Origin of the sequence: Pedobacter sp. CAN_A7, from assembly GCF_015752175.1 — a bacterium.
In the GTDB taxonomy this organism is placed as follows: domain Bacteria; phylum Bacteroidota; class Bacteroidia; order Sphingobacteriales; family Sphingobacteriaceae; genus Pedobacter.
Genome location: NZ_JADOUW010000001.1, coordinates 796177 through 809450 on the forward strand (window position 1 = coordinate 796177; position 13274 = coordinate 809450).

Sequence of the window (13274 nt, forward strand, 5' to 3'; positions counted from 1 at the left end):
GTAAAGTTCAATGTGATGGAAACCCCACACTTTGAGCTGTATTATTACATCAAAAACGACAAGCTGGTTAAACGCTTCGCCAAGGATGCGGAGACCTGGTACAAAATGCATCAGGAAGTATTCAGAGATACTTTCCTTAAAAAAAACCCTATCATCTTATACAGTAACCATCCTGACTTTCAGCAAACCACGGCGCTGCAAGGCGAAATTGGCGTGGGGACAGGCGGCGTAACCGAAGCCTTGAAAAACAGGGTGATTATGCCAGTGATGGAGCTTAACAGCCAGACGCGTCATGTGCTTGGCCACGAGTTGGTTCATGCCTTTCAATACCATTCCCTTTTAGTGCAGGATAGCCTGAGCCTGGAGAATGTGAGCCAGGTGCCATTATGGATGATTGAAGGAATGGCAGAATACCTGTCTATTGGCAAAAAAGATGCTTTTACTGCCATGTGGATGCGTGATGCCTTGTTAAACCGGGATATCCCCTCCTTAAAAGACCTTACAAATTCTAACCGATATTTCCCTTACCGTTATGGCCAGGCTTTCTGGACCTTTATAGGTTCGGTATACGGTGATACCACCATTGTACCGCTATTGAAAAATACAGCAAGGTATGGCTATGAAAATGGCTTAAGATACACCTTAGGCTACGATGATAAAACCTTGTCAGGATTGTGGAAAAATGCTATTGAGGCGCATTACCGACCGATGTTAAAAGCGGATAGTGCACAGGTAAAATTGACTGGAACGAAGATTGTCGACAATAAAAATGCAGGGAACATGAATGTGGCCCCTGCAATTAGTCCGGATGGAAAATACCTTGCTTTTATGTCGGAAAAAGATTTATTCGGCATTGACCTCTTCCTTGCTGATGCCAGAACCGGACGGATCATCAGAAAGTTGAGTAGTCAGGTAAACAATTCCCATATTGACGATTTTAGCTTTTTAGAGTCAGCGGGTACCTGGTCGCCCGACAGCAAGCGTTTTGCTTTTACGGTGTTTAGTAAAGGGAAAAACCGGATGATTATCATCGACATCGAAAAAGGAAATACCCTTTTACATAAAGATATGCAACAGGTGGAGCAGTTCGGCAACTTGAGCTGGTCGCCAGATGGAAAAGAAATAGCTTTTTCAGGAATGGTAGAAGGACAAAGTGATATCTTCACTTATAACCTGGACAATGAAAAGATCACTGCCATTACGGATGATGTATATTCAGATTATGCACCAAATTTTTCACCGGATGGTAAAAAACTTATCTTTTCATCCGACCGTGTATCTGTTGTATCAAACACCACAGAGGCTACCCACCCTATCAATTTAACTATATACGATCGCGAAAATAAAACTTTAACTGACCTGCCTGTTTTTCCGGGGGCCAACAACCTAAATGCACAATTTTCTGGTGATAGCCAAAAGGCATACTTCCTGTCTAACCGCGATGGTTTCCGAAATTTATACGAATATCACTTAGCAGAAGGGACCGTAGAGCAGTTAACAGATTATTTCACCGGCATTAGCGGCATTACAGAATACTCCCCTGCCATATCGGTTTCTAGAAACGATGAAATTATATACAGTTATTATCGTGCGCAAAGGTACACCTTGTATCATGCCGAAAGAAACCAATTCCAGGCCATTGCAGTGGATGCACAAGCGGTAGATTTTACAGCTGCTATTCTCCCTCCAATAAACAACCACGGGATCAATATCATCAACTCAAATCTTTCTAACTTCAGGCGCTTCGATCAAACACCAAACGACTCGCTGCGCATGGTTGCTTACCGCCCGCAATTCAAACTGGATTACCTGGCCAATAGCGGCGTAGGTGTTTCCACAAGTCGTTTCGGCACAGGTGTGATGGGTGGAATCGTTGGGATGTTTAGCGATATCCTTGGTCGTAATCAAATTATAGCTAATCTTGCTGTCAATGGTGAAGTGTATGATTTTGGCGGGATGGTGGGTTATATTAATCAGGAGAAAAGAATTAACTGGGGTGCGGCCATATCACACATTCCCTATATTACCGGTTTTAGAGATTTTGCACCTGAAACCATACCAGTAGAAGGCGGCACGCTTGACGTCATCTCTGACCGCACCAATATCATCAGGACCTTTGAAGACCAGGCTCAATTATTTGCAAGTTATCCATTTAATAAAGCACACCGTATTGAAACCGGTGGCGCTTTTTCAAGGTACAGTTACCGCATAGATCGCTACAGTAATTATTATGAGAATATTGATGGATTTCCAGGCTTCTATTTAGGATCTGATAAAAGAAAAATTCCAACAGAGCAAGCTGGAGAAGAATTGGGGGTATCTTTTAAATCATTTAATATTTTCAACACCAATGTTGCCTTTGTAGGTGATAATTCCATTTTTGGCATGACCAGTCCGCTAGACGGATTTCGTTACCGCGTAGGTGGTGAACAGTACTTCGGTGATTATCAATTCTCGGCGGTTAACCTGGATGGCAGGAAATATGTACGGGTGAAACCATTTACTTTGGCAGCCAGGGCTTATACCTATATGCGTTTGGGAGAGCAGGGCGAGAACCTGTATCCCTTATTTATCGGTTACCCCTACCTGATCAGAGGTTATGAAGCCAACTCTTTATACAATAACCAAAGTGCAGGAGGAAATTTCGACATCAACCAATTATCAGGAAGTAAAATCGCCGTGTTCAATTTTGAAGTGAGGCTACCTTTTACAGGGCCAAAAAGGTTGGCGCAAATTCCTTCAAATTTTTTCTTTTCAGACTTGAACCTATTTTTTGATGCTGGCGTAGCTTGGACGGAAGATTCAAAGGTGGTATTTAAGAGCCAGCCGAACGGCGTGTTATTGCCAAACGGAACGCCTGCAGAAAGGGTCCCAGCGTTGAGTGCGGGAGTCTCCTTACGGGTAAATATATTTGGATATTTTGTATTAGAGCCTTATTATGCTTTTCCTTTCCAACGAAAAGATGTAAAAGCAGGGGTCTTTGGATTAACTTTTGCCCCAGGTTGGTAGTTATATCAGCGTTTAAAAGCCAATGTCCCGGGCGTTAACTACCCCGGGACATTTTTATATTATGACATGATATTCAAAGGCAGTGTAACCTGCATATCAATAGCTTTATTTAAAGTGATGTGCTCGAAATCCAAACCAATGGTTAAATCTACCCAATCAGGATTGCATGATCGTACCAGACGTTCCTTTTGCATGCGGGTAAACCTGCTGATTAATTTAAATCGGCCCAAGGCCTGTGCTTCCGTTTTAAACTCTTCAAAATAAATTAGCCTGCTAAGCTGCTGGCCGCTATCGAAAAATAAATTAGGCATTTGTTTATAAAAAGATAAGGTCTTTAACAAATCAGCACTCATGCCTACATGCAAACTGGTTCTGTTCCTATCGGTCAGGATGTACACAAAATTTTTCATAGCTTTATCTTAAATTGTTTTCAACTAAATTAGTTAGTATATATATTTGTACAGCCAATTAATATTACTAACTTTATTGGCACAATAATACTAATTAGTTTAGTAAAAACAAAAGAATATTAAAATTTATTTTTATGTCAAATATTTCAGCTAACCTAAAATACCTTAGGAAGAAAAAAGGCCTTACACAACAGCAATTCGCTGATGCTATTGGGATTAAAAGGTCTCTGGTTGGTGCTTATGAAGAAGATCGCGCAGAACCAAAATACGACTTGCTAAAGAAAATAGCAACATTCTATGAATTTAGCATTGATGAGTTTATCAATGAAGAAATCAACGATAAGTGGAAACCTAAGCTGAAAAGCCAGGGTTCAAACCTACGCATCCTTAGCATTTCGGTAGATAAAGACGATAATGAGAATATTGAGCTGGTTCCTGTAAAGGCGAGCGCAGGTTATTTGAATGGTTTCGCTGACCCGGAGTACATCAGGGAATTGCCCAAATTCCACCTGCCCCTCCCGAGTTTAAAACAAGGAACTTTTCGTGCTTTTGAAATTACAGGTGATTCCATGCTACCCATTCAACCTGGAAGTATCATCGTAGGCGAATACCTGGATAACTGGAATGACGTAAAAACAGGAGAAACCTATGTGATCGTAAGTAAAAATGAAGGCGTAGTTTATAAACGCGCTGGCAATCGTTTTAAAGAGAACAAAGAGCTTAAATTAGTATCAGACAACAAAGTGTACGATCCTTACCATATTGCCGCTGAAGATATCCTGGAGATCTGGAAAGCAAAAGCGTATTTTAGCTCAACCCTACCCGACCCAACACCAGAACCAACTATTGAAACATTAACCAACATGATGTCGCAAATGCAGAAATCATTGTCGCAGTTAAACAGGAATTAAAAAAAACTTGACATAACAAAAAAGGGAGCTAATAGCTCCCTTTTTTGTTATGTATAACGAATCGTTATCTTATTTAACTGTATCAATAACAGCTTTAAAAGCTTCAGGATGATTCATTGCTAAATCAGCTAATACTTTACGGTTTAAACCGATGTTTTTAGTCGCTAATTTACCAATCAGTTGAGAGTAAGAAATACCATGTTGACGTGCTCCAGCGTTGATACGTTGAATCCATAATCCACGGAATTCTCTTTTCTTAACTTTACGGTCACGGTATGCATATTGCAAACCTTTTTCAACCGTATTTTTAGCAATGGTGAAAACCTTGCTTCTTGATCCCCAATAGCCTTTGGCCATATTTAGGACTTTTTTCCTTCTTCTTCTCGAAGCTACTGCGTTTACCGAACGTGGCATAGTGTTGTTGTTTTTTGATAAACGGTGTTGCGTATTTCAGCAAACTTACTACCGAGTACCTGGTTAAAAATTAAATTATTTACCGATGGCAAGCATACGTTTAACGTTACCTGTATCTGCAGCCGACACCATACTTGTGTGACCTAAGTTACGCTTACGTTTTGTAGACATCTTTGTTAAGATGTGGCTTTTGTAGGCGTTTTTCCTTGCAATTTTACCGGTTCCAGTAAGCCTGAAGCGCTTTTTAGCACTGGAATTGGTTTTCATTTTTGGCATAACCTGTGTTTATTTATGTAATTTACTTATTTTTTCTGCACCTTAGGAGCAAGTGTTAAAAACATACGCTTACCTTCTAATTTAGGTAATAGCTCTACTTTACCTATGTCTTCCAAAGCTTGAGCGAATTTAAGCAACAAAATCTCTCCTTGTTCCTTATATACAATTGCTCTACCTTTAAAGTGTACGTAAGCCCGTACTTTCTCTCCGTTTTCCAAGAAACTAACCGCATGTTTTAGTTTAAATTGAAAATCGTGATCGTTAGTGTTAGGTCCGAAACGTATCTCTTTAATTACAGTTTGCTTAGCATTAGCTTTAATTTCTTTCTGCTTTTTCTTCTGCTCGTAAACAAACTTACTATAATCAATTATCCTACAAACTGGCGGAACCGCATTTGGAGATATCTCTACCAGATCCAATTCCAACTCGTCGGCAAGGGCCAAAGCTTTTGCCAAAGGATAGATCCCTGGTTCAACATTATCTCCTGCCAATCTCACCTCTGGAGCCTTGATATACTGATTAATGTGATGTTCTGCTTCTTTTTTCTTAAAAGGAGGACGTGGTCCCCTGTTAAATCCTGGTCTGCCTAATGCCAAATTTATTTTCTGTTTAAATTGTAATTTCTTTAATTAATAACTCTCTGAATTCTTGCAATGTCATCTCCCCTAAATCTCCTTCACCATGTTTCCTCACAGAAACCTTGCCATCTGCCATCTCTTTTTCGCCAATAATCAGCATGTAAGGGATTTTCTTCACTTCTGAGTCCCTGATTTTCCTTCCGATTTTTTCATCACGAAAGTCAATCAAACCGCGAATATCGGAATTATTTAGTTCATCTGAAACTTTTTTCGCATAATCTTCATATTTTTCTGAAATAGGAAGTATGATAAATTGTTCCGGAGAAAGCCACAACGGGAAGTTCCCTGCACAGTGTTCGATCAGTACCGCAATGAATCTTTCCAATGAACCAAAAGGTGCACGGTGAATCATGACCGGACGATGTTTTAGGTTATCACTACCTGTATATTCCAGTTCAAAACGTTCTGGTAAATTGTAATCTACCTGTATCGTTCCTAACTGCCACTTGCGACCTAAAGCATCCTTTACCATAAAGTCTAACTTTGGACCGTAGAATGCAGCCTCACCATATTCTACAACTGTAGTTAAGCCTTTTTCGTCTGCAGCTTCGATAATAGCCGATTCTGCAAGCTCCCAGTTTTCGTCAGTACCGATATATTTGGTTTTGTTCTTAGGGTCTCTAAGGGAAACCTGAGCGGTATAGTCGTCAAATCCCAAAGACTTAAATACATATAAAACCAGGTCAATAACCTTTTTAAATTCTTCTTTCACCTGATCCGGACGGCAAAACAAATGGGCATCATCCTGGGTAAAACCACGTACACGAGTTAAACCATGAAGCTCCCCACTTTGCTCATAACGATAGACCGTTCCAAATTCAGCAAAGCGTAAAGGAAGATCCTTATACGAACGAGGTTTAACTTTATAAATCTCACAATGGTGAGGACAGTTCATCGGTTTTAAGAAGAACTCCTCCCCTTCCTGTGGCGTTTTTATTGGCTGGAAAGCATCCTTACCATATTTCTCATAGTGACCAGAAGTGATATACAAATTTTTATGCCCGATATGAGGCGTAACCACTTGTTCATAACCTGATTTACTTTGGGCTTTAGTTAAAAATTGCACTAAACGTTCACGCAATGCAGCACCCTTAGGCAACCATAATGGTAAACCTGCACCTACTTTCTCAGAAAAAGCAAATAATTCCAGCTCTTTACCTAGTTTGCGGTGATCACGTTTTTTCGCTTCCTCTATTAAATGAAGATAGTCCGTTAGCTCACTGGCTTTCGGAAAAGTAACCCCATAAATACGCGTCAGCTGTTTTCTGTTTTCGTCTCCACGCCAGTAAGCACCAGCAACATTCATTAGCTTCACCGCCTTAATAAAGCCGGTATGTGGAATGTGTGGTCCGCGACAAAGATCTGTAAACTCACCTTGTGTATAGAAAGTAATCTTTCCATCTTCTAAGCCTTCTAAAAGGTCAAGTTTATACTCATCGCCTTTCTCCGTAAAAAAATGAAGTGCCGCATCTTTTGCAATACTTTCTCTAACAAATACTTCTTTCTTTTTTGCGATTTCCAGCATTTTGGTTTCAATGGCCTTGAAATCATCTGAAGAGAATTCTCTGTCACCGAAATCTACATCATAATAAAAGCCGGTTTCAATAGCCGGGCCAATACCAAATTTAGTCCCTGGATAAAGTGACTCTAATGCTTCTGCCATAATATGGGCCGAAGAGTGCCAGAAGGTAGTTTTACCTGAGGCATCATTCCACGTTAATAATTTTACAGATGCATCGGCTTCAATAGCACGGGTAGCATCCCAAACTTCACCGTTTACTTCAGCAGCTAATACGTTTCTGGCTAGTCCTTCAGATATGGATAAGGCAATTTGATGGGCTGTTGTGCCCTTTTCATACTGACGGACTGACCCGTCAGGGAGTGTAATATTAATCATCTACAACTATGATTTATGAAGTTAAATATTTTATTAATTTAAACCACCTACAGTGTGATTTTTAGAAAAACAAAGGTAAATTAAAATACTAATTAATGACAATATTTCTAATTCCATTTCCAGACCTGTTACCTTGTCTTTCACGCATCGCTTTCATCCTTGCCTCCATTTTAGCCTGATAAGCTTCGGGAGTAATCACAGTTCCTTTCTTGGGCAGGGTGACATCACGGGCACTTACATTTCTATATTCTATGCTGGTAGCCAGAGTACTGGACCCTTTTCCTTCAATAGCGAGAACCGCACCTTCAGTCCATAAAGAAGGGTTTGGTGAAAAGTCAAAACCCAAATCTTTTGTGTACCACACCGTGGTTTCATCTACAATTTCCTTTTCTTCATCTCTGATTTTACGCTTGCTGGTGGTTTTAATCACCACCTTCTGACAGTCAAAGCCAAGAATCTTCTTTGTTTCATCAGATTTAAGATGTTCAATTACCGGCGGCGCAGACACACCACGGTTTAGCATCATCGCCATACCTTCCGGCGCTTTACCCAAATTCATGTTCATAAAATAGGTGGTGTCATTCAGCTCAAACACGGTCGTCAGCTTCTGCGATGCAAGATCATAATAATAATCACGGTTATTTGCTCCTCCCTGACCAAATCCGCGGCCCATACCAGCACCAGCGCTATTGCTGTCCTCAATTTCCTCCACTTTCATGTAACTGGCATGAGTAGCATTAAAAAGCAATTCAAAAGGCGTAACTGAACTTTGCATCCTGGCTAGCATCTCCGCATTAAGTGTCATCCCATTTGCTTCAGCCATGGCAGCCGGATTAAACTTAGTTTCAAATTGTATGGCACCAGATTTTTTTTGGGCACTTAAAGGAAGGCAATAGACAATAAGGGCAATGACAGCCAGAACAATTTTTTTCATCAGTATGTATTGTTTTTTATGAAGCGATTAAGACTAACTCTCCAACCAGCCATTTGCCAGTACATCGGCAAGGTGCATTGTTTTTAGAGGTATATTGTTTTTATCGATATAACCTTGCAGGTGCATCAAACAAGATAAATCTGTCGAAATAATGTAATCAACTTCCTGTTCCATGGCATTGTTCACTTTTTGTTCTGCCATAGCCGAAGAGATAGCATCAAACTTAACAGCAAACGTACCACCAAATCCGCAGCACATATCAGTATCCTTCATCTCTACCATTTCCAATCCGTGAACTTTAGAAAGCAGCTGCCGTGGTTCATCCTTAATTTTACATTCCCTCAAACCACTACAGGAATCATGGTATACTGCCCTGCCATCAAGCTCTGCGCCGAAGTAATCTTTCTTAGCAATATTGACCAGAAAATCAGATAATTCAAAAATGTGCCCTTGTATTGTTCTACATTTATTGTGAACAATGGTATTGGTAAACAAATCATTAAAACCTGTTTTCACCATACCTACACAAGAGGCTGAAGGTGCAACAATGTAATTCTGGTCTGAAAAATCCGAAAGAAACTTATTACCAGTTTCCTTGGCTTCTTCCCAGTAACCTGCATTATAAGCAGGCTGTCCGCAGCAGGTTTGATTTGGATTGTAACTCACCTCGTAACCTGCTTTTTCCAATACTTTTATGGTATTAAAAGCCGTTTCGGGATATAACTGATCAATAAAACAGGGTACAAATAATTCTATTTTCATTTAAAGGATCTTATTTAATCTGAATGGGTGTTGCAAATAATTTAACCTCAGCTTTACGAAGTGAAAGGAGCAATAATAAGCCAATGATAAAAAAGGAGGTTAAAGCAATCGCAGAATTTCGCATACTCCCCGTAAGCTCCTCTATGTATGCAAAGCTAGCTAATCCCGCTACAATTGCAACTTTTTCAGCCACATCGTAAAAGCTAAAAAAAGAGGCAGTATCTGGAGTATTTGCAGGGATATATTTAGCGTAGGTAGAACGGGATAAGGACTGAATACCCCCCATTATTAATCCGACTACAGCGGCTAAAATATAAAACTGAAATTCTGTAGACACAAAATAAGCACTGATACACATGAATATCCAGATGATGACCACTGCAATTAACACTTTTACATTTCCATAAGCCTGCGCCAGGCGCGACATTGCATTAGCACCACCAATAGCCACCAATTGTATAACCAAGATAACCCCAATCAAGCTTGGTGTGGTTAAGTGTAACACTTTTTCGCCAAAACTTGCCGATACGAGCATAATCGTTTGCACACCCATGGAGTAAAAAAAGAAGGCAAAGAGAAAGCGCTTCATCAACTTCATGCCCTTAATTTGCTTCCATACCTTATGCAACTCCACAAATCCACTGGATATTTTCCTTTGTTCGGTGGCATTAAAGTTAGGGCTCCCCTTTGGAAGTACCCTAAATGGAATTTGTGCAAAGCTGATCCACCAAATGCCTACCAGTAAAAAGGAAAGTCGTGGTGGAAAACTCATATCAGTAATGCCAAACCATTCAGGCTTCAAAACAAACACAAAACAGATGAGTTGGATGAGCACACTACCTATATAACCATAACTAAAACCCTTGGCGCTCACCGCATCCTGGCGGTCAGGGGTGGCAATTTCTGGCAGGTAAGAATTGTAGAATACAAAAGCACCCCCGTAACCAATAGCAGCCAGCGCAAAACAGATAATGCCCCATTCTAAAGTTTCCAGTTTAAAAAAGTATAACCCACAGCATGACAAAGCACCCAGCCAGGTAAACAGTTGCATATAAATCTTTTTATTCCCTTTATGATCAGCCATAGCCGATAGCACAGGTGATAACAAGGCCACAACCAGATAGGCAGCGGCTAAAGCATAATTAGACAAGGCTGTATTTACAAAAGGTATCCCGAAAAAAGTCACCTGGTCGCCATGTTCGGCAGTTCGGGTAATGATGGAGTAATAAGCGGGGAAAATGGTTGACGTAATCACCAGATTATAAGAAGAATTCGCCCAGTCAAAGAAAGCCCAGGACCGGATAACCCGTTTGTTGTTCTTTAATTCCACTAATTTACTTTTTGCAATCGGGCGTTACCGGTTTTCTTTTTATCAATTTTTTTAGGGTTTCCTTTATAAAAAACTTCACTAGAACCCGTACTCTCCACCTTCAATTCATTAAGCACATTGATGTTTGATTTTCCAACACCTTCCATGTTCAGGTTATACTGGCCAACCACAAAATCAAAAGCATCCAGATTAAGAGCTCCTTTAGATTTTAATTCATGTATTCCAGCTTGTCCACTCAGTTTTAAATTAGCCGTACCATCAACCTCCGTATTTACTTTAGCTGCATTAAGGTCTAAATCTACAGTTGTACTACCTGTTAACGTTAATTTCAAGTCGCCAAGGTTAAGTCGCCCCTGTGAAGCCAGACTGCTACTACCCCCTGCTTTAATAGACTTCAACATTCCAATACCCGCATAAACAACTACTGAATCTGTACCACAATATTTCTCTGGATCAAGATTTAATTTTAAAGTTCCACGACTTACGGAGGCCTCTACTTGATCAACAACATTAGAATCTGCCTCCACTTTAATCGCATAACTTGTATCCTGGTGAAAAACAACTTTTATAGCCCCCTGCACTTCCACTTCATCGAAACGATCAACGGTGTTAACATGTGATACACGCATACCTGCATCTTCAACACACTCAGTTTTACAAGAAGTTAATATTAAAGGAAATGCTAATAATAAAAGGCTAAGTCGTTTCATAAATTAGGGGTATATAGTATATGTGAGGCAATTTAAATGTTTTTAGCTGTTTGAGCAACATAATTTAAAGGTAATAGTTTTTACCATCAGTTTTTATTTTTCCTGCATCCAGCAATTCACGAATCCGATCCAGTTTTTCATTTTCTGTCCCCGTTTTCAACGCACCTACTAAATCAGTCAGGCTATGCGCACCCCCTTGCAATAAGGTGGCAATCTCAAACTCAATTTTTTCTAATCTTTCATCAGCATCCTGAACCTTTTTCTCCGCAAGGCAAATGTCACAGACTCCACATTTAGCGGGATGTAACTCATCAAAGTAAGTCAACAACTGTATACTTCTGCATACCGGCATGCTGGCATAAGTCAGCACCGCGTTAATCTGGTCATCCTGTATTTTTTTACGCAGGGCAATATATTTCACATCGATGTCCATATGTTGCTGATCTGCACGTGGCAAAATAAACTCAAGCTGTGGCTCATCAGACTGTGGCAAATACGAAATCACTTCCATGTCCTGCATCCTTTTTAACATGGCCACTACAGTATTATATGATACCCCCAGGCGCTTAGCCATATCATTCTCTTTAATCTTTACATATTGATCAAAAGAACCACCATACGATCTTAATAAGGTTTTAATTAAAGGATCGAATCCTGCATTTTCAATTTGAAACCGATACAAATCTTCATTGCCCACCAGCATCATAACACGCGAGTCCAGAAATAAGTTATCAGACAATGTTAAATAGCCATCATGTTCCAGAAACTTCAGCGCAGAGATGGTTTTTAGCACACTCCTATCAAAACGTTTACAAAAATCGGCCAGGTCAAAAGGAAAACTCAGGCCTTGCCCTACCCCATAAGCAAGCTGATAATAACTTCCCAGGTAGTGGTAGGTTTTCCTGATTTCTTCTACACTGGGGAAACTTTCGGTGTATTTACGTCTTAAATTATGGTGGTCGGAAGTATTGGCTAGTAATACCGCAAAAGAACGATGATCATCGCGACCTGCACGCCCTGCTTCCTGATAATAGGCTTCTAAACTTTCCGGCAGGTCAAGGTGTATCACAAACCGGACATCAGGTTTATCGATGCCCATTCCAAAAGCATTGGTAGCTACCATAATTCGGATGCTGTTGTTTTTCCAGGCTTCCTGCTTTCGCGAGCGCTCATCACGGCTCAGTCCGGCATGATAAAAATCAGCAGCAAACTGGTTCCTTTGCAAGAATAACGCTACTTCAGCCGTTTCACGCCTGTTTCGCACATACACCAGGCCACAACCTTTAACATTGCGTACAATGTCGATCAGCTTTTTATATTTATCCTCCAGGTCCATTACCACATAACTGAGGTTCTTGCGGGCAAAACTCTTTACAAAAACAGCAGGATCCGTCAGCTCCAGTTTGTCAATAATATCTGCTCTTACATATTGGGTTGCTGTAGCCGTTAAGGCTATAACAGGTACCTCAGGATGTATTAATCGCAAATCCTTCACCTTTAAATAAGGTGGACGGAAATCATAACCCCATTGCGAAATACAATGTGCCTCATCTATCGCAATCAGATTCACTTTCATATAAGAAATACGTTCTTTAACGATCTCCGAAAGCAGTCTTTCGGGCGATAAATAAAGAAACTTGATCTTGCCGTAGATACAGTTATCAAGCAAAATATCAATTTCTCTTTTCCCCATGCCCGCATAAATGGCAACAGCTTCAATTCCGCGCGCCTTTAAATTCTCCACCTGGTCTTTCATCAACGCCACCAAGGGCGATACCACCAGGCAAATGCCTTCCTGTACCATGGCAGGCACTTGAAAACAAATGGACTTGCCGCCTCCGGTGGGCAATAAAGCCATAGTATCCCGATTAGCCAAAACAGCATCTATAATATCTTCTTGTAAGGGCCTAAAGGAATCGAAACCCCAATACTGCTTTAATATGTCTGCTTTATTCATAAAAGGTAATTCAAAACTATAAAAAT

At 40.4% G+C, this 13274-nt stretch carries 12 protein-coding genes; 2 read left to right on the top strand and 10 right to left on the bottom strand.

Annotated features, from left to right (window positions below; translation table 11 throughout):
• The first annotated feature begins 15 nt into the window (after positions 1 to 15).
• Complete coding sequence (locus IWX76_RS03605; RefSeq protein ID WP_334641124.1) at positions 16 to 3009, top strand: basic secretory protein-like protein; 2994 nt, start codon at positions 16 to 18, stop codon at positions 3007 to 3009.
• A gap of 59 nt (positions 3010 to 3068) precedes the next feature.
• Here the strand turns inward: IWX76_RS03605 and IWX76_RS03610 are convergent, their stop codons facing one another.
• Positions 3069 to 3419 (bottom strand): GIY-YIG nuclease family protein, encoded by a 351-nt coding sequence (locus IWX76_RS03610; RefSeq protein WP_196858501.1) that lies wholly within the window; start codon positions 3417 to 3419, stop codon positions 3069 to 3071.
• Positions 3420 to 3553: 134 nt separating this feature from the next.
• Between IWX76_RS03610 and IWX76_RS03615 the strand changes: the two genes are divergently transcribed.
• Positions 3554 to 4330 carry an XRE family transcriptional regulator gene (locus tag IWX76_RS03615; protein WP_196858502.1) on the top strand — a complete coding sequence of 259 codons (777 nt, stop codon included), beginning with the start codon at positions 3554 to 3556 and terminating at the stop codon, positions 4328 to 4330.
• A 69-nt stretch (positions 4331 to 4399) separates the two neighbouring features.
• Here the strand turns inward: IWX76_RS03615 and rplT are convergent, their stop codons facing one another.
• The 9 genes from rplT to IWX76_RS03660 form a co-directional block, all read right to left on the bottom strand.
• Positions 4400 to 4744 (bottom strand): 50S ribosomal protein L20, encoded by a 345-nt coding sequence (rplT, locus tag IWX76_RS03620; RefSeq protein ID WP_196858503.1) that lies wholly within the window; start codon positions 4742 to 4744, stop codon positions 4400 to 4402.
• 75 nt (positions 4745 to 4819) lie between these two features.
• Positions 4820 to 5020 carry a 50S ribosomal protein L35 gene (rpmI, locus tag IWX76_RS03625; RefSeq protein WP_196858504.1) on the bottom strand — a complete coding sequence of 67 codons (201 nt, stop codon included), beginning with the start codon at positions 5018 to 5020 and terminating at the stop codon, positions 4820 to 4822.
• A 26-nt stretch (positions 5021 to 5046) separates the two neighbouring features.
• Positions 5047 to 5616 (bottom strand): translation initiation factor IF-3, encoded by a 570-nt coding sequence (gene infC, locus IWX76_RS03630; RefSeq protein WP_196858505.1) that lies wholly within the window; start codon positions 5614 to 5616, stop codon positions 5047 to 5049.
• Positions 5617 to 5629: 13 nt separating this feature from the next.
• Positions 5630 to 7555 carry a threonine--tRNA ligase gene (gene thrS / locus IWX76_RS03635; RefSeq protein WP_196858506.1) on the bottom strand — a complete coding sequence of 642 codons (1926 nt, stop codon included), beginning with the start codon at positions 7553 to 7555 and terminating at the stop codon, positions 5630 to 5632.
• Between the two features lie 88 nt (positions 7556 to 7643).
• Positions 7644 to 8489 carry a hypothetical protein gene (locus IWX76_RS03640; protein ID WP_196858507.1) on the bottom strand — a complete coding sequence of 282 codons (846 nt, stop codon included), beginning with the start codon at positions 8487 to 8489 and terminating at the stop codon, positions 7644 to 7646.
• A gap of 33 nt (positions 8490 to 8522) precedes the next feature.
• Positions 8523 to 9251 carry a (Fe-S)-binding protein gene (locus IWX76_RS03645; protein ID WP_196858508.1) on the bottom strand — a complete coding sequence of 243 codons (729 nt, stop codon included), beginning with the start codon at positions 9249 to 9251 and terminating at the stop codon, positions 8523 to 8525.
• A 10-nt stretch (positions 9252 to 9261) separates the two neighbouring features.
• On the bottom strand, positions 9262 to 10581 hold the full coding sequence (locus IWX76_RS03650) for an MFS transporter (RefSeq protein ID WP_196858509.1): 1320 nt from the start codon (positions 10579 to 10581) through the stop codon (positions 9262 to 9264).
• On the bottom strand, positions 10581 to 11291 hold the full coding sequence (locus IWX76_RS03655) for a head GIN domain-containing protein (RefSeq protein ID WP_196858510.1): 711 nt from the start codon (positions 11289 to 11291) through the stop codon (positions 10581 to 10583). The genes IWX76_RS03650 and IWX76_RS03655 overlap by 1 nt, the downstream gene beginning before the upstream one ends.
• 64 nt (positions 11292 to 11355) lie before the next feature.
• A complete protein-coding gene (locus tag IWX76_RS03660) occupies positions 11356 to 13248 on the bottom strand; it encodes a RecQ family ATP-dependent DNA helicase (protein WP_196858511.1) in 1893 nt (630 codons plus the stop codon).
• Positions 13249 to 13274: the final 26 nt, after the last annotated feature.

Excerpts from the sequence above, each read along its gene's own strand:
- IWX76_RS03605 (WP_334641124.1), top strand. The coding sequence starts at position 16 with ATGGAAACCCCACACTTTGAGCTGTATTATTACATCAAAAACGACAAG.
- IWX76_RS03610 (WP_196858501.1), bottom strand. The coding sequence starts at position 3,419 with ATGAAAAATTTTGTGTACATCCTGACCGATAGGAACAGAACCAGTTTG.
- IWX76_RS03615 (WP_196858502.1), top strand. The coding sequence starts at position 3,554 with ATGTCAAATATTTCAGCTAACCTAAAATACCTTAGGAAGAAAAAAGGC.
- rplT (WP_196858503.1), bottom strand. The coding sequence starts at position 4,744 with ATGCCACGTTCGGTAAACGCAGTAGCTTCGAGAAGAAGAAGGAAAAAA.
- rpmI (WP_196858504.1), bottom strand. The coding sequence starts at position 5,020 with ATGCCAAAAATGAAAACCAATTCCAGTGCTAAAAAGCGCTTCAGGCTT.
- thrS (WP_196858506.1), bottom strand. The coding sequence starts at position 7,555 with ATGATTAATATTACACTCCCTGACGGGTCAGTCCGTCAGTATGAAAAG.
- IWX76_RS03640 (WP_196858507.1), bottom strand. The coding sequence starts at position 8,489 with ATGAAAAAAATTGTTCTGGCTGTCATTGCCCTTATTGTCTATTGCCTT.
- IWX76_RS03645 (WP_196858508.1), bottom strand. The coding sequence starts at position 9,251 with ATGAAAATAGAATTATTTGTACCCTGTTTTATTGATCAGTTATATCCC.
- IWX76_RS03655 (WP_196858510.1), bottom strand. The coding sequence starts at position 11,291 with ATGAAACGACTTAGCCTTTTATTATTAGCATTTCCTTTAATATTAACT.
- IWX76_RS03660 (WP_196858511.1), bottom strand. The coding sequence starts at position 13,248 with ATGAATAAAGCAGACATATTAAAGCAGTATTGGGGTTTCGATTCCTTT.